This window comes from Roseomonas sp. FDAARGOS_362 (assembly GCF_002754815.1).
Taxonomy (GTDB): domain Bacteria; phylum Pseudomonadota; class Alphaproteobacteria; order Acetobacterales; family Acetobacteraceae; genus Roseomonas; species Roseomonas mucosa.
This window is the reverse complement of the sequence record NZ_CP024588.1, coordinates 2,625,702-2,640,981: the sequence shown is the minus strand read 5'-3', so window position 1 is coordinate 2,640,981 and position 15,280 is coordinate 2,625,702. Positions and strand designations below refer to the sequence as shown.

General features: G+C 71.9%; 15 protein-coding genes. 13 read left to right on the top strand and 2 right to left on the bottom strand.

Annotation, left to right across the window (positions count from 1 at the left end; genetic code table 11):
- Positions 1-3: 3 nt before the first annotated feature.
- Complete coding sequence (gene dnaJ / locus CTJ15_RS16720; protein ID WP_019459284.1) at positions 4-1,170, top strand: molecular chaperone DnaJ; 1,167 nt, start codon at positions 4-6, stop codon at positions 1,168-1,170.
- Positions 1,171-1,218: 48 nt separating this feature from the next.
- On the opposite strand, the gene CTJ15_RS16715 is transcribed toward dnaJ, so the two are convergent.
- The gene (locus CTJ15_RS16715) at positions 1,219-1,743 is read right to left on the bottom strand and encodes an META domain-containing protein (RefSeq protein ID WP_019459285.1); all 525 of its coding nucleotides are present in this window, start codon (positions 1,741-1,743) and stop codon (positions 1,219-1,221) included.
- 123 nt (positions 1,744-1,866) lie between these two features.
- On the bottom strand, positions 1,867-2,730 hold the full coding sequence (gene purU / locus CTJ15_RS16710) for a formyltetrahydrofolate deformylase (RefSeq protein WP_019459286.1): 864 nt from the start codon (positions 2,728-2,730) through the stop codon (positions 1,867-1,869).
- 432 nt (positions 2,731-3,162) lie between these two features.
- Here purU and CTJ15_RS16705 point away from each other — a divergent pair, with 432 nt between their 5' ends.
- Genes CTJ15_RS16705 through CTJ15_RS16650 form a run of 12 tightly spaced genes read left to right on the top strand, consistent with a single transcriptional unit; the run spans position 3,163 to position 14,976 of the window.
- Complete coding sequence (locus CTJ15_RS16705) at positions 3,163-3,819, top strand: cytochrome c3 family protein (protein WP_076970208.1); 657 nt, start codon at positions 3,163-3,165, stop codon at positions 3,817-3,819.
- Positions 3,820-3,857: 38 nt separating this feature from the next.
- A complete protein-coding gene (locus CTJ15_RS16700; protein WP_099782184.1) occupies positions 3,858-6,653 on the top strand; it encodes a 4Fe-4S dicluster domain-containing protein in 2,796 nt (931 codons plus the stop codon).
- Positions 6,650-7,999, top strand: a complete 1,350-nt coding sequence (gene nrfD, locus CTJ15_RS16695) for an NrfD/PsrC family molybdoenzyme membrane anchor subunit (protein ID WP_079253362.1) — start codon at positions 6,650-6,652, stop codon at positions 7,997-7,999. The genes CTJ15_RS16700 and nrfD overlap by 4 nt, the downstream gene beginning before the upstream one ends.
- Positions 7,996-8,520, top strand: a complete 525-nt coding sequence (locus CTJ15_RS16690; RefSeq protein ID WP_058390040.1) for a DUF3341 domain-containing protein — start codon at positions 7,996-7,998, stop codon at positions 8,518-8,520. Before nrfD ends, CTJ15_RS16690 begins: the two co-directional genes overlap by 4 nt.
- The gene (locus CTJ15_RS16685) at positions 8,517-9,059 is read left to right on the top strand and encodes a cytochrome c (protein ID WP_226945966.1); all 543 of its coding nucleotides are present in this window, start codon (positions 8,517-8,519) and stop codon (positions 9,057-9,059) included. Before CTJ15_RS16690 ends, CTJ15_RS16685 begins: the two co-directional genes overlap by 4 nt.
- On the top strand, positions 9,056-10,138 hold the full coding sequence (locus CTJ15_RS16680) for a hypothetical protein (RefSeq protein WP_058390039.1): 1,083 nt from the start codon (positions 9,056-9,058) through the stop codon (positions 10,136-10,138). The genes CTJ15_RS16685 and CTJ15_RS16680 overlap by 4 nt, the downstream gene beginning before the upstream one ends.
- Complete coding sequence (locus CTJ15_RS16675; RefSeq protein WP_058390038.1) at positions 10,131-10,547, top strand: hypothetical protein; 417 nt, start codon at positions 10,131-10,133, stop codon at positions 10,545-10,547. The genes CTJ15_RS16680 and CTJ15_RS16675 overlap by 8 nt, the downstream gene beginning before the upstream one ends.
- The gene (locus CTJ15_RS16670; RefSeq protein WP_126281903.1) at positions 10,544-11,353 is read left to right on the top strand and encodes an SCO family protein; all 810 of its coding nucleotides are present in this window, start codon (positions 10,544-10,546) and stop codon (positions 11,351-11,353) included. The genes CTJ15_RS16675 and CTJ15_RS16670 overlap by 4 nt, the downstream gene beginning before the upstream one ends.
- Positions 11,350-12,294, top strand: a complete 945-nt coding sequence (gene coxB, locus CTJ15_RS16665; RefSeq protein ID WP_019459295.1) for a cytochrome c oxidase subunit II — start codon at positions 11,350-11,352, stop codon at positions 12,292-12,294. The genes CTJ15_RS16670 and coxB overlap by 4 nt, the downstream gene beginning before the upstream one ends.
- A gap of 23 nt (positions 12,295-12,317) precedes the next feature.
- Positions 12,318-13,979 (top strand): cbb3-type cytochrome c oxidase subunit I, encoded by a 1,662-nt coding sequence (locus tag CTJ15_RS16660; protein ID WP_193009685.1) that lies wholly within the window; start codon positions 12,318-12,320, stop codon positions 13,977-13,979.
- Positions 13,976-14,629, top strand: coding sequence for a cytochrome c oxidase subunit 3 (locus CTJ15_RS16655; protein WP_099781736.1), 654 nt, complete (start codon positions 13,976-13,978; stop codon positions 14,627-14,629). Before CTJ15_RS16660 ends, CTJ15_RS16655 begins: the two co-directional genes overlap by 4 nt.
- Positions 14,626-14,976: a cytochrome C oxidase subunit IV family protein gene (locus tag CTJ15_RS16650; protein ID WP_226945965.1), complete on the top strand. Its 351-nt coding sequence runs from the start codon at positions 14,626-14,628 to the stop codon at positions 14,974-14,976. The genes CTJ15_RS16655 and CTJ15_RS16650 overlap by 4 nt, the downstream gene beginning before the upstream one ends.
- Positions 14,977-15,280: the final 304 nt, after the last annotated feature.

Here is a 15,280-nt window from a genome sequence, read left to right as displayed (position 1 = left end):
ACGATGGCAAAGCGCGATTACTACGAAATTCTGGGTTGTGCCCGTGACGCGGGCGAGGACGAGCTGAAGAAGGCCTATCGCAAGCTCGCCATGAAGTACCATCCGGACCGCAACCAGGGCGACAAGGGCGCCGAGACGCGGTTCAAGGAGCTCAACGAGGCCTACGACGTCCTCAAGGACGGCGAGAAGCGCGCCGCCTATGACCGCTATGGCCATGCTGCCTTCGAGGGCGGGGGTGGCGGCGGGGCCGGGGGCTTTGGCGGCGGCGGCTTCGCCGGCTCGCCCTTCGAGGACATCTTCGAGCAGATGTTCGGCGCCAATTTCGGCGGCGGCGCGGGCGGCGGCGGCCGTGGCCGGGGCGGCGCGGCGGCGGGCCGTGGGTCGGACCTGCGCACCAGCATCGAGATCAGCCTCGAGGAAGCCTTCGCCGGGGTCAAGAAGACCATCCGCGTGCCCAGCTCCGTGGCCTGCGAGGCCTGCGACGGCTCGGGCGCCGAGGGCGGCAAGGCTTCCGTGCAGACCTGCGCCACCTGCCATGGCGCGGGCAAGGTCCGGGCGCAGCAGGGCTTCTTCCTGGTGGAGCGCACCTGCCCGACCTGCGGCGGCACCGGCCGCACGGTGAAGAACCCCTGCAAGGTCTGCCAGGGCGCCGGCCGCGTGCAGCGCGACCGCACCCTCAACGTCACCGTTCCGGCGGGTGTCGAGGACGGCACGCGCATCCGCCTGTCCGGCGAGGGCGAGGCCGGGCTCCGCGGCGCGCCCGCGGGCGATCTTTATGTGGATATCGGCGTGCGTACGCACCCGCTCTTCGTGCGCGACGGCAACAACATCTTCGTCCGCGTGCCGCTGCGCATGACCCAGGCGGCGCTGGGCGGGGCGGTGGAGGTGCCGACCATCGATGGCGGCCGCGCCCGCGTCACCATCCCGCAGGGCACCCAGGCGGGCGACCAGTTCCGCCTGCGCGGCAAGGGCTTCTCCGTGCTCCGCTCGGCGGCGCGCGGCGACATGTACGTGCAGGTCAGCGTCGAGACGCCGCAGAACCTGTCCCCCCGCCAGCGCGAGCTGCTGGAGCAGTTCGAGGCCGAGGCGCGGGAGGGCGACCGGTCCTCGCCGGAATCCGAGGGTTTCTTCGCCAAGGTGAAGGAGTTCTGGGACGGGCTGGGCCGCTAGGGCGGATCGCGTCCGGATGGAAGCATCCGGACGCCGCCCGCATCCGCCTCAGCGCAGCGTCGCTTCCTCCAGCACCGCCAGGGTCTGGCCGCCGCCATCGGTCAGGGTCAGCACGCGCCCGGCGATCCGGTAGCCCCTGGCCGCCTCCAGCGCGGCGAAGAAGCGGTTCTCGCGTTCCCCGGTGTCCCGGTCGAGGCAGGCCATGCGGGTGCTGGCCACGGGGCCGATCCGCAGCGTGCCCGGTCCGGACAGATAGGTGCCGGTCAGGCGGTTGCAGCCTCCGGAGCCGGAAACCCGCTTGTTCTGCGCGTCGAACTGCAGGAAGGGGGCGCGCTGGTTCTGGCCGGGGGAGACAGGCTTCCCGTCCAGTTGCGTGAGGCGCCAGGCGACGCCTTCCAGGGGCTGATCCGGCGTGGCGGCCACGGGCTGGGCTGCTGGTGCGGCATTCGCGGGCGCGGGGGCCGTGGCGGTTTGCGGGGGGGCGGAGGGATCGGCGCAGGCGGCGAGGCCGAACAGGCCACTCGTCGCGAGGGCCAGGAATGCGCCGCGGCCGGGAAGCAGGGATCGTTTCATCGAGGTTCTTCTGGCCTCCGTGTGATGGGGGATGGAGCCTAGTCCGGTATTCCCACCTGCGAACCCCGCCGCTGCTCAACTCATGGAGTGCATGCTCGCCGGGACGCCATATGCGGGGCCGGATCAGTCGCGGAACACCACCGTGCGGCTGCCGTTGAGCAGGATGCGTCCTTCGAGCTGCCAGAGCAGGGCGCGGGACAGGACGCGGCGCTCGATGTCGCGGCCCTGGCGGATCAGGTCATCGGGCGTGTCGTTGTGGCTGATGCGTTCCACGTCCTGCTCGATGATCGGCCCTTCGTCGAGATCGGCGGTGACGTAGTGCGCCGTGGCGCCGATGAGCTTCACGCCGCGCGCATGCGCCTGGTGATAGGGGCGCGCGCCCTTGAAGCCCGGCAGGAAGGAATGGTGGATGTTGATGCAGCGCCCGGCCAGCTTCCCGGCGAGGTCGTCGGAGAGGATCTGCATGTAGCGCGCCAGGACCACCAGGTCCGTGCCGGTCTCCTGCACCAGCGACCAGATCCGCTCCTCCTGCTCCCGCTTGTTCGCCTTCGTCACCGGCAGGTGGTGGAAGGGGATGCCGGCGAAGTCGAGATGCGCATAGGTCTCCAGCGGATGGTTGGAGACGATGGCTGTCGGGATCATCGGCAGCTCGCCGATGCGCCACCGGTAGAGGATGTCGGCGAGGCAGTGGTCGAAGCGGGAGGCCAGCAGCATGACGCGCTGCCGCTCGCCCCGGTCGCGCAGGCTCCAGGCCATGCCGAAGCGTTCCGCCACGGCGCCGAAGCCCTGCCGCAGCGCCGCCAGGTCCAGCCGGTCCTCAGGATGGTCGAGGGTGATGCGCGCGAAGAAGCGGGTGCTTTCCGTGTCGTCGTACTGCTGCGCCTCGCGGATGTTGCCGCCGTGCTCGAAGATGCAGCCGGCCACCGCCGCCACGATGCCGGGCCGGTTGGGGCAGGACAGGGTCAGGATATATTGCGTGGCTGTCATGTGGCGTCCGATGGCTGGTGAAGGCCGGGCGGGCGTGCCGCCGGGCATGGCCCGGTCCGCGCCACGGCATGGGGGCCGCGTTCCCGCCGGTTCCTGACGGTTGTCGCGACCGGGCCGCCGGCCAGCTTCCGGGGGCCGACCCCCTCATAGCCCGAGGCTGCCGCGGCGGGCCAGGGGGTTGGCGGGCGACGGCGGAAGCGCGTTCCGGATCACCACCACGCGAGGCAGGCCGGTTTCCGTGCCCGTCATCTCATCCTGTTGATCGGCCGGGGCGGGCAGGCCCGTTCTCATCCGCGGATGGCTGGTTCAGTCTCGCCGCAACAACGGATCACCGAACGTCACGATGCGATTCACGATGGGCCCACGCCCGCCATCCCCCGCGCGGGCGCGCCTGTCCGGCCACGGCCCGTCCACCGTCTCCTGACCGGCGCCGTGCCGCAGATCTTCTCTCCCCAGGCCGACACGCTGGCCCGCGCCGGGCTGCTGGGTGTCCTTCTGTTCATCCTGGCTGGGCTCGGCCTGTTGCTCTGGCTGCCCTTCACCGCGCATGTGACGCGGCAGGACATGGTGGTGGAACAGCCCGTGCAGTTCAGCCACGCGCATCATGTCGGTAGCCTCGGCCTCGACTGCCGCTACTGCCACACCTCCGTCACGGAATCCCGTTTCGCGGGGGTACCGCCGACCGAGACCTGCATGACCTGCCATTCGCAGATCTGGACCAATGCCGCGATCCTGGCGCCGGTGCGCGAAAGCCTCGCGAAGCATGTGCCGATCGCCTGGCAGCGCGTCCACCGCCTGCCGGACTATGTCTTCTTCGACCACAGCGTGCATGTGCGCAACGGCGTCGGCTGTGCCACCTGCCATGGCGATATCGGGCGGATGCCACAGGTCCGGCAGGTGGCGCCGCTGACCATGGGCTGGTGCCTGGACTGCCACCGCGATCCGGCGCCGAACCTGCGGCCGGAGGATGCCATCACCCGCATGGACTGGACGCCGCCCGCCGACCGGCGGCGGCAGGGCGAGGCGCTGATCCACCATTACATGATCCAGACGGAAGGGCTGACGGAATGCTCCCGCTGCCACCGCTGAGCGATCCTCCGTCCGATATTCCGGAGGGTGGACCGGTGATGAGCCGGCGCCGGGCCGGGCTGGCGCTGCTGGGCACGGCGCTGAGCCTCACCGCCTGCGGCCAGCCGGCGGAGGAGATCGTCCCCTATGTGGAGCAGCCGGAGAACGTCGTCCCCGGCGTGCCGATGCGCTATGCCACGGCGCTGACGCTGAACGGCTATGCGCGCGGCGTGATCGCCACCTGCTTCGAGGGCCGTCCGGTGAAGCTGGAGGGCAATGCCGCGCATCCCGGCAGCCTCGGCGGCACGGATGCCTTCACCGAGGCGGCAATCCTCTCGCTCTATGACCCGGACCGTTCCCGCGCCGTGCGCCAGGGCATCCGGATCGCGCCGCGCGACGCGCTCTTCACCGCCCTGCTGCCGCAGATCCGCAAGGCGGAGGCGCGTGGCGGGGCGGGGCTGCACCTGCTGACGGGGCACCTCACCTCGCCCACCCTGCTGCGGCTGATCGGCGATGTGCGTACCCGCTTCCCGGGTCTGCGCTGGCACGCGCATGAGCCGGTGGGGGAGGAGAACCTCCGCGCGGGCGCCGCGCTGGCCTTCGGGCGGCCGCTTTCCGCCCTGCCGCGCCTGGACCGGGCCACCACCATCCTGGCGCTGGATGCCGATCCGCTCGGCCCCGGGCCGGACCAGCCACGCCACGCGCGGGGCTTCGCCGCGCACCGGCAGGCCCGGAGGGGGCAGTCCGGGGACTTCTCGCGCCTCTATGTCGCGGAATCCGTGCCGAGCCTGACGGGCGCCAAGGCCGATCACCGCCTCGCCCTGCCGCCCGCCGGGCTGCGGGACCTCGCCATCGCCCTGGCGGCCGGGCTGGGCGCGCCGCTGGAGGCCCCGGCCCTGGACCCCGCCGTGGCGCGCTGGCTAGAGGCCGCGCTGGCCGATCTGCGGGCCCGCCCCGGGGAAGGGCTGGTGCTGGCCGGCCCCTGGCAGCCGCCGGAGGTGCAGGCGCTGGCGCACTGGGCCAACCACCGTCTCGGCGCCCCGGTGGAGTACCGCGAGCCCTTGGCGGAGCGGGCGCCGGAGGACCTCGCCGCGCTGGCGGAGGCCCTGCGCGGCGGGGCGGTGGAGACGCTGCTGATCCTGGACCGCAACCCGGTCTACGACGCGCCCGCCGATCTCGGCTTCGCGGAGGCGCTGGGCAAGGGCGGCGCCTTCACCCTGCATCTCGGCGGCTCCTTTGACGAGACCGCCGCCGCCTGCCGTTGGCACGTGCCGATGACCCATCCGCTGGAGGACTGGGGCGATGCCCGGGCCACGGAGGGCACGGCCAGCCTCGCGCAGCCGCTGATCAAGCCGCTCCACGACACGGTCTCGCCCGCCCAGGCCCTGGCCGCGCTGCTCGGGCGGCTGGACAGCGACCCGTATGCGGAGCTCCGCGCCACCTGGCGGGGCACGGGGCCCGGGGCGGAGTTCGAGGACTGGTGGCGGCAGGCGCTGCATGACGGGGTGCTGCCGGACAGCGCGCCCGCCCCGGTGGCGCCGCCGGAGCCGCGCCTGCCGGAACTCCGCGCCGTGTTGCCGGAGGCCGGGCTGGTCCTCGCGCTGCGCCCCGACCCTGCCTGCTGGGACGGGCGCTTCGCCAACAATGCCTGGCTGCAGGAATGCCCGAAGCCGCTGACCCGGCAGGTCTGGGGCAATGCCCTGCTGCTCGCGCCCGAGGAAGCGCGGCGGCGCGGGCTGGAGGCGGGCGACCGGGTGGCGCTGGACTGGCGCGGGCGGCGGCTGGAGGCGCCGGTCCTGCCGCTGCCCGGCATGGCGCCGGGCGTGGCGGCGCTCAGCCTCGGCTATGGGCGGCGGCGGGCGGGCTCGATCGGCGACGGGCTGGGCGCGGATGCCTATGCGCTGCGCGACAGCCGGGCGCCCTGGGGCGGCGCGGGGCTCGCCCTGGCGAAGACCGGCCACCGGGGCGAGGTGCTGCGCCCGCTCGACGCGCATGGGCTGGAGGGCGACCGGCACAGCCTGTTCCGCGCCTTCGGCCTGGAGGAGCTGGCCGGGCGCGAGGCGCCGCCGTCGGCCACGCCGCCCAGCCTGCTGCCCCGGCAACCCGCCCCGGATTTCCCGGCCTGGGCGATGGTGATCGACACCACGCTCTGCATCGGCTGCAACGCCTGCGTCATCGCCTGCCAGGCGGAGAACAACGTGCCCGTGGTCGGGCCGGAGGAGGTGGCGCGGGGCCGCCACATGGCCTGGCTGCGGGTGGACACCTACTGGCAGGGCGAGGCGGAGGCGGACCCGCGCCCCGGCTTCCAGCCCGTGCCCTGCATGCATTGCGAGCAGGCGCCCTGCGAGCCGGTCTGCCCCGTCGCGGCCTCGGTGCACGACAGCGAGGGGCTGAACGTGCAGGTCTACAACCGCTGCATCGGCACCCGCTTCTGCCAGGGCAACTGCCCCTACAAGGTCCGGCGCTTCAACTTCTTCGGCTATAATGACGGGCAGGAGTACGGGAACCTCGGCGATCCGGTGGTGGCCGCGCAGCACAATCCGGAGGTGACGGTGCGGGCGCGCGGGGTGATGGAGAAATGCACCTACTGCACCCAGCGCATCAGCGCCGCCCGCCGCGCCGCGGAGAAGGAGGACCGGCCGCTCCGCGCCGATGAGGTGCGCACCGCCTGCCAGAATGCCTGCCCGGCCCAGGCCATCGGCTTCGGCGACCTGAAGGCGGAGGGCTCGGCCGTGGCGGCGCTGCGGCGGGAGCCGCAGCACTACGCGCTGCTGGGCGAGCTCGGGACGCGGCCGCGCACCACCTATCTGGGTGCCGTGCGAAACCCCCATCCGGGGCTGGAGGACGGGGCATGAGCGGCGCCACCGACGGGCTGCTGCCGCGCGAGGCCAGCTACGGCTCCCTGGTCGGCACCGTCGCCGACCCGCTGCTGCGGGAGAAGGCGGGCGGACGCTACCGCATCGCCTTCCTGCTCGCCCTGCTGGTGACGCTGATGATGGCCGCCATCATCACCTGGCTCTTCGCCCAGGGCATCGGCATCTTCGGCAACAACACCTCGGTGGTCTGGGGCTTCCCCATCGCCAACTATGTCTGGTGGATCGGCATCGGCAATGCGGGGACCTTCATCTCGGCGGCGCTGCTGCTGACACGGCAGCCCTGGCGCGCGGCGATCAACCGCTTCGCCGAGGTGATGACGATCTTCGCCGTCTCCATCGCCGGGCTGTTCCCGATCCTGCACCTGGGCCGGCCCTACCGCGCCTATTGGGTGATCCCCTATCCGAACTCGATGGGCATCTGGCCGCAATGGGACAGCGCCCTGGTCTGGGATGCCGCCTCCATCGTCGCCTACCTGGTCTTCTCGGTGCTGTTCTTCTTCCTCGGCCTGATCCCGGACCTCGCCACGTTGCGCGACCGGGCGCAGACGCGGGCGGGGCGGCGGGTCTATGGCGTGCTGGCGCTGGGCTGGCGCGGCTCCGCCCGACACTGGCAGCTGCACGACACGGTGTACCGCGCCATGGCGATGATCGCCCTGCCGCTGGTGGTTTCCGTGCACAGCGTCGCGGCGCTGGATTTCGCGGCGAGCCTGATGCCGGGCTGGTCGGAGTCGATCTTTCCGCCCTATTTCGTGGTGGGCGCGCTCTTTTCCGGCTTCGGCATGGTGATCGTGCTTGCCGCCGCGATGCGCTGGGGGCTGGGGTTGCAGGCGGTGATCACGCCGCGCCATTTCGAGGTGATGGCGCGGGTGGTGCTGGCCGGGGCGCTGGCCATGGGCCTGTCCTATGGCACCGAATGGTTCAACGACTGGTATGGCGGCGACGCGTCGGAACGCGCGCACCTGCATTTCCTGTTCAACAGCCCCTATACGGCCCTGTACCTCGCCATGCTCGCCTGCAACGTGCTGGTGCCGCAGCTCTTCTGGATCGGTGCGCTGCGGCGGCGGATCTGGTTCGTGGTGCTGGTGGCGGTGGTGCTGAACATCGGCATGTGGCTGGAACGCATCCTGATCATCTGGAACACGCTGTCCCACACGCACCTGCCGGCGACGGAAAGCGTCTTCCACCCGACGCCCTGGGACTGGGGGCTGCTGGCGGGCACGCTGGGCTTCTTCGCGCTGCTGATGCTGACCGCGTCGCGCCTGCTGCCGGTGGTGGCGATGCACGACATGGGCAAGCTGCTGCACCGGCGGAGGCGGGAGGGATGAGCCCGCCGCCGCTGCTCATCGCCGAGTTCCGCGATCCGGACACGCTGCTGGCCGCCGCCCGGCGGGCGCGGGAGGCCGGGCTGCACCCGATCGACGCGCACACGCCCTTTGCCGTGGACGGGCTGCCCGAGGCGCTGGGCCTGCCGCGCTCCCGGCTGCGGGTGCTGATGCTCGCCGCCGGGCTGGCGGGGGCGGCGCTGGCCTATCTGATGTGCTGGTACGCCTCCGTGCACGGCTATCCGCTGCTGGTCGGCGGGCGGCCGCACCATGCCTGGCAGGTCTATCTGGTGCTGAGCTTCGAGGGCGGCATCCTGGCCGCGGTGCTGGCCGGGGTGGCCGGGTTCTTCTTCGCCAGCGGCCTGCCGCGCCTGCACCATCCGCTCTTCGAGGCAAAGGATTTCGAGCGCGCCAGCCAGGACCGCTTCTTTCTTTCCGTGGCCGATCCACGGGCCGACGAGGCGCGCCTCGCGGCGCTGCTGGACGGGCTCGGGCCGCTTTCCGTGCGGGCGGTGGCGGCGTGAGGGCGCCGGTCCTCCTGCTGCCGCTGCTCCTGCCGTCTCTCCTGCTGGGGGGCTGCAAGCAGGAGATGGCGCAGCAGCGCCGCATGGACACCTACGAGCAGACCGGGGTCTGGAAGGACGGCACCACCGCGCGCCCCATCCCGGCCGGCACGGTGGCGCGGGGCGACCGGGCGCGCGATGCCGCCGCCCTCGCGCCGCTGCCCGTCACCCCGGCGCTGCTGGCGCGCGGGCAGGAGCGGTTCGGCATCTTCTGCACGCCCTGCCACGGCCTGTCGGGCGAGGGCAACGGCATGATCGTGCAGCGCGGCTTCCCGCCGCCGCCCTCCTTCCACACCCGCCGCCTGCGCGCGGTGCCCGCCCGCTATCTCTTCGACGTCATCACCGAGGGTTATGGCGTGATGTATTCCTATGCCGCCCGCGTGCCACCCGAGGACCGCTGGGCCATCGTGGCCTATCTCCGCACGCTGCAGCTTTCCCGCCACGCCACCCTGGCCGAGGCGCCGGAAGCCGCCGGGGCGATCCGGGAGGCGAGGCCTTGAGGGCGCCTGCCCTGCTTTCCGGCTGGCATCCGGTGCTGGCGGGCCTTGTGGCGGCGCTGCTGCTGCTCGGCTGGGGCCTGCTGCTCTCGCCGGGGCTGGCGGCGGTGGGCTGGCTGGCCGGGCTGCTCTTCTGGCTGGGCATCTCCCTGGGCGCCTTCGTGCTGCTGGCGGTGCATGCCCTTACCGGCGGCCACTGGGGCGCGGCGCTGGACGGGGCGCTGGTGCCCGCCGTGGCGGCGCTGCCGCTCTTCCTGTTGCTCGCCCTGCCGCTGGCCTTCGCCATGCCGGCGCTCTTTCCCTGGGTGGCGGACCCGTCACGGGTCCTGCATGCGGATGTGGCGGCGCTCTACCTGAACCCGCCCGGCGCCCTGCTGCGCGGCGGGGTCTCGCTGCTGCTCTGGTCCGCCCTGGCGCCGCTGCTGGTGCTGCTGCGCGGCGCGGCGCGGACGGCGCTGGGGGCGGTGGCGCTGCTGCTGCATGTGGTGCTGCTCACCATGCTGTCGGTGGACTGGCTGCTGTCCATCGACCCGCGCTACCACTCCACCGCCTTCGCGCTGGGGCTGCTGGTGATGCAGATGCTGGCGGGCCTCGCCTGGGCGGCCGTCCTGCGGCCCGAAGCCGGCGGCGGCGAGCCGGGCCGGGCCGGGGATCTCGCCGGGATGCTGGTGGCCGCCGCGCTGGGCACGCTCTACCTCACCTATGTCCAGTACCTCACCGCCTGGTACGGCAACCTGCCGGACAAGGCCGCCTGGTTCCTGCTGCGGCGGGAGGCGCCCTGGCCCTGGGTGCTGGCGGCGGCGCTGCTGCTGTCCGGCCTGCTGCCGCTCTGCGGGCCGATGCTGCGTTCCTGGCGGCGGAGCCCCGGGGCGCTGGCCCGCATCGGGCTGGGGGTGCTGGCGGGGCTTTGGCTGCACCTGCTCTGGCTGGCCGGCCCGGGCTTCGGCGCCTGGAGCCTGCTGAGCGGGGCCCTTGGCCTCGTCGCCGTGGGGGGCGCCTGGACCGGGCTGGTGCGGGGCGTGCTGGCACCCCGCCTGCGGCGCCCCGCCGTGCCGGCGCGGGAGGGGCTGCGCCATGGCTGAGGAGATCCGCACGCGCGAGCCGCTGGACCTGTACCCCCGCGCGGTGCTGCTGGTGGGGTTCGGGACGCTGCTCTTCCTGCTGCTGGGCATGGGCGGGCTGTTCTGGGTCTATAGCCGCACCGGCATCCGCACCAACCAGCCGCCCCCGCCGCAGGATTTCCCGGCGCCGGAACTGCAGACCGATCCGCGCGGCGACCTCGCGCGCTTCCTGGCGGAGCAGCGCAAGGGGCTGGAGGGCTATGGCTGGGTGGACCGGGCGCGGGGCCTGGTCCGCATCCCGGTGCAGCGGGCCATGGAGATCCAGGCCGGGCGCGGCGCGGAAGCCTATGGGCCGCTGGAGGCGCCGGAGCCGGGCGTGCCGCTGCCGGTGCGCCCCGAGGCGGCCCGCCGGGGGGAGGCGGGGCCATGAGGCTTTCCCGGATGCGGCCAGGCTTCCTGGTGGCCGTGCTGCTGCTCGCCCTGGCCGGCCCGGCCCGGGCGGCCCTGACCGAGGCGCAACTGGCCGAGGTGGAGCTGGCGCCGCCGCCGGGCGCGCGCCTGCCGCCCGGTCTGGCGCTGCGGGACGAGGACGGGCGCGATGTCACGCCCGCCGCCCTCCAGCACGGCCTGCCGGCGGTGCTGGTGCTGGCCGACTTCACCTGCGTCACGCTTTGCGGCCCGGCGCTCGGGATCGCCGCCCATGCCCTGGCGGAGACCGGGCTGCGGCCGGGGCGGGACGTCGTGTCGCTCGCCATCGCCCTGGGCTCCCGGGATGGGCCGGCCGAGGCGCGGGCGATGAAGGCGGCGCATCTGGGCGGGCTTCCGCCGGAGCTCCTGGCCGCCACGCATTTCCTGACCGGCCCGGCCGTCCCGCTGGCCGAGGTGCAGTCCGCGCTCGGCTACCGGGCGCAGTTCGACAGGGAGGCCGACCGCTATGCCCATCCCACCGGCATCCTGGTGCTGACCGGCGACGGGCATGTCTCGCGCCTGCTGGACGGGCTGGCGCCCGATCCCGGCGTGCTGCGGCTGGCGCTGGTGGAGGCCTCGCAGGGCCGCATCGGCACGCTGGGAGACCGCATCCGCCTGCTCTGCTACGGGCTCGACCCGGCGCACGGGATCTACAACGGCGTGGTGAAGCGGGCGCTGACGATGGGCACGGTGCTGACCCTGGGCGGGCTGGGGCTGTTCCTGTTCCTCGTCTCGCGCCGGCGGGTGCCGGGCGGGATGCGCCCATGAGCGGGTTCCGCCTCTGGCCCGACGCCGCCTCGGACGTCGCGCAGCGCACCGACCTGATCGTGGTGATCATGCTGGTGCTCTCGGGTGCCATCCTGCTGCTGGTGACCTGCCTGCTGCTCGGCTTCGCCATCCGCTACCGCCGCGGCTCGAAGGCGCCGCGCGGGCCGCTGCCGGAGATCCTGCAACGGGAGGTGGAGGTCGGCTGGACCGTGGCCACGGCGCTGCTGGCGCTCGTGCTCTTCGCCTGGGGCGGCGCCACCATGCTGTCCTTCGGCGGCGCGGAGCAGGGGGACGCGGTGGAGATCCATGTCCAGGCCAAGCAGTGGATGTGGAAGACGCGGCACGCCAACGGGGCGCAGGAGATCGACGCCCTGCACGTGCCGCTGGGCCAGCGGGTGCGGCTGATCATGACCTCGCAGGACGTGATCCATTCCTTCTTCGTCCCGGCCTTCCGGGTGAAGCAGGACGTCCTGCCCGGCCGCCTGACCGAGCTGCGCTTCACCCCCACCAAGCCCGGCACCTACGAGCTCTTCTGCGCCGAGTACTGCGGCACGCTGCACGCCCGCATGGGCGGCACGGTCACGGTGCTGGAGCCGGACGACTACGCGCGGTGGCTGGCGGCGCAGCCGGAGGCCGACGACCTGGCCGGGGAGGGCAGGGTGCTCTTCACCGCGCTCGGATGCTCCGGCTGCCATGCCGGCAGCGCCACCGTCCACGCGCCGCGGCTGGAGGGGCTCTACGGCCGCCAGGTGCCGCTCTCGGACGGGCATTTCGTCACCGCCGACGAGGCCTATCTGCGCGATTCCATCCTGCAGCCGGCGAAGCAGGTCGTGGCCGGCTTCGCGCCGCTGATGCCCTCCTTCGCCGGGCTGGTGGGAGAGGACGAGCTGCAGCGCCTCGTCGCCTATATCCGCTCCCTGCGGGAGGAGAAGTCACCGTGAGCGACATCGCCGCCGACGCCGCCATGGCGCCCCGCGCCCGCCCGGTGGAAGAGGAAAGCTACCTGACGGCGGAACGGGGCATCGCCTCCTGGCTGCTGACCACCGATCACAAGCGCATCGCCCTGCTCTACGCGGCGGCGCTGACCGCCTTCTTCTTCATTGGCGGGGCGGGGGCGGTGGCGATTCGGATGGAGCTCTTCACGCCGCAGCAGGACCTGATGTCGGCGGACACCTACAACCGGATGTTCACCCTGCACGGCACGGTGATGGTCTGGTTCTTTCTGGTGCCCTCCATCCCCAACACGCTGGGCAACTTCCTGCTGCCGCTGATGATCGGGGCGAAGGACCTCGCCTTTCCGCGGCTGAACCTGTCCTCCTGGTATCTCTTCGTCGGCGCCGGCGCCTTCCTGGTCTATGCGCTGATCGCCGGCGGGGTGGACACGGGCTGGACCTTCTACACGCCCTATTCCACGATGTTCTCCAACTCCTACGTGCTCGCCGCCGTCTTCGCGGTGATCGCCGTGGGCTTCTCCTCCATCATGACGGGGCTGAACTTCATCGCCACGGTGCACATGCTGCGCGCGCCGGGGATGCACTGGTTCCGCCTGCCGCTGCTGGTCTGGGCGATCTACGGCACCAGCCTGGTGATGGTGCTGGCGACCCCGGTGCTGACCGCCGTGCTGCTGCTGATCTTCGCCGAGCGCGCCTTCGGCCTGCCCGTCTTCGACCCGGCGCGGGGCGGCGACCCGCTGCTGTTCCAGCACCTCTTCTGGTTCTACAGCCACCCGGCCGTGTACATCATGATCCTGCCTTCCTTCGGCGTGATCAGCGAGATCGTCACCTGCTTCGCCCGGCGGCAGATCTTCGGCTACAGCTTCATGGTCTATGCGATCCTCTGGATCTCGGTGATCGGCTTCCTGGTCTGGGGCCACCACATGTTCGTCTCGGGGCAGTCGCTCTATGCCTCGCTGGTCTTCTCCTTCCTCTCCTTCGTCATCGCCGTGCCCTCGGCCATCAAGGTCTTCAACTGGACCTTCACCCTCTACCGGGGCGAGATCGTCTTCGAGTCGCCGATGCTCTACGCCATCGGCTTCATCGGCCTCTTCACCATCGGCGGGCTGACCGGGCTGTTCCTGGCCTCCATCCCGATCGACGTGCACGTGACCGACACCTATTTCGTCGTGGCGCATTTCCATTTCATCATGGTGGGCGGCGCGGTCACGGCCTTCTATGGCGGGCTGCATTTCTGGTGGCCGAAGATCACCGGGCGCCTCTACCCGGATGGCTGGGCGCGCTTCGCCGCCATCCTGATGTTCTTCGGCTTCGGCTTCACCTTCTTCCCGCAGTTCATCATGGGCTATCTCGGCATGCCCCGGCGCTACGGCGCCTATCCGCCGGAGTTCCAGGTCTATCACGTCATGTCCTCCTGCGGCGCGGTGCTGCTGGCGGGAGCCTATCTGCTGCCGATGGGCTATCTCGCCTGGTCGCTGTTCCGCGGGCAGCGCGCGGGGAACGATCCCTGGAACGCCACGGGGCTGGAATGGCAGACCACCTCGCCACCGCCGCGCGACAATTTCCGCGTCCCTCCGGTCGTGAAGACCGGCCCCTACGTCTACCATGACGAGGATTTCGGGCCGGACCGCCGCACCGAGGAGCCGCACCGGAACCAGGACGAGCCCCGGTGAGCGCGGCGGACCTCCCCGCGGCGCCCGCGCCCGATCCGATCCGCGAACCCTGGGAGAGCCTGCACCGGCAGCGCCTGGGCTCCAGCCTCGGCATCTGGATCTTCCTGGGCAGCGAGGCGATGCTCTTCGGCGGGCTGATCATGGCCGTGGTGGCGAACCGGGCGCTGCATCCGCAGGCCTTCGCCGCCGCCGGGCACGAGACGGACGTGGTGCTGGGCACGCTCAACACCGCGATCCTGCTGACCAGCAGCCTGACCATGGCGATCGCCTCCGAGGCCGCCCAGGCGGAGCTGCGCCGCACGGCCCTGCGCGGCTTTGCCCTGACGCTGCTGCTGGGCCTGGCCTTCCTGGCGGTGAAGGGCTTCGAGTACCACAAGGACATTACGGAGCGTCTCGTGCCCGGGCCGGGCTTTCCGCTGCCCGACCCGGCCTCGCAGATCTTCTTCGGCTTCTACTGGGGCATGACCGCGCTGCACGCGCTGCACATGACGGCGGGGCTGAGCGTGGTCGGCTGGCTGGGCTGGCAGGCCTGGACGCGCCGCCGCGCGCTGCGCAGCCCGGCCTATGAGGTGGTGGCGCTCTACTGGCACCTGGTCGATATCGTCTGGGTCTTCCTCTACCCGCTCTTCTATCTCGGGGGACGCTCGTGACCGCGCCGCACGGCCTGGCCGAGGCCGGTCCGCGCAGCACGCGCGACATCCTGCGCGCGACCCTGCCGCTGTGGCTGGCGCTGATGCTGCTGCTCGCCGCGACGCTCGGCCTCGCCTATGTGCCGCTCGGTCGCTGGAGTGCGGCGGTGGCCTTCGGCATCTCCGGCGTGAAGACGGTGTTGATCGGCGTCTTCTTCATGAAGCTGCGCGACGCGATACCGCTGGTGCGGATCGCCGCCTGCGCCGCGATGCTGTGGCTCGCCTTCCTCTTCCTGCTCACCTTCGCCGACCTGCTGACGCGCGCACCCCTGACGCAGCCGGGGACGATCGTGCCGTCGATGGGCTGATCCGACCCGCCGCTTTTCCCCTGTTCTTGCGTTGCGCTTCGTGGCTGGCCGCCGGGGGAGAGGCGCTGCCTCTCACCCCGGACCCCCTCTCCGCCGGGGACCGGAGCCGGTCCCCGGACCCCGGGCTTTCGTTGGTGCCTGTGGTAGCCGTCAGACTGTGGGTTGATCCCCGGGAACAGGTGGAGACGCGGGGCACCTGAAGAGAAAGACATGCTGTCCGCGCCTGTGGCACCGGCGGTCCGCCGGAGAGCGATGCTCTCCGGCGCGATCCGGCCGCAGCGAGAACCAACTCATCGGGTCCAGG

Bases quoted from the DNA above. Each gene is read 5' to 3' on its own strand.
- nrfD (WP_079253362.1), top strand. From the start codon at position 6,650: ATGAGCGGCGCCACCGACGGGCTGCTGCCGCGCGAGGCCAGCTACGGC.
- CTJ15_RS16675 (WP_058390038.1), top strand. From the start codon at position 10,131: ATGGCTGAGGAGATCCGCACGCGCGAGCCGCTGGACCTGTACCCCCGC.
- CTJ15_RS16690 (WP_058390040.1), top strand. From the start codon at position 7,996: ATGAGCCCGCCGCCGCTGCTCATCGCCGAGTTCCGCGATCCGGACACG.
- CTJ15_RS16670 (WP_126281903.1), top strand. From the start codon at position 10,544: ATGAGGCTTTCCCGGATGCGGCCAGGCTTCCTGGTGGCCGTGCTGCTG.
- dnaJ (WP_019459284.1), top strand. From the start codon at position 4: ATGGCAAAGCGCGATTACTACGAAATTCTGGGTTGTGCCCGTGACGCG.
- CTJ15_RS16715 (WP_019459285.1), bottom strand. From the start codon at position 1,743: ATGAAACGATCCCTGCTTCCCGGCCGCGGCGCATTCCTGGCCCTCGCG.
- coxB (WP_019459295.1), top strand. From the start codon at position 11,350: ATGAGCGGGTTCCGCCTCTGGCCCGACGCCGCCTCGGACGTCGCGCAG.
- purU (WP_019459286.1), bottom strand. From the start codon at position 2,730: ATGACAGCCACGCAATATATCCTGACCCTGTCCTGCCCCAACCGGCCC.
- CTJ15_RS16700 (WP_099782184.1), top strand. From the start codon at position 3,858: ATGAGCCGGCGCCGGGCCGGGCTGGCGCTGCTGGGCACGGCGCTGAGC.
- CTJ15_RS16660 (WP_193009685.1), top strand. From the start codon at position 12,318: ATGGCGCCCCGCGCCCGCCCGGTGGAAGAGGAAAGCTACCTGACGGCG.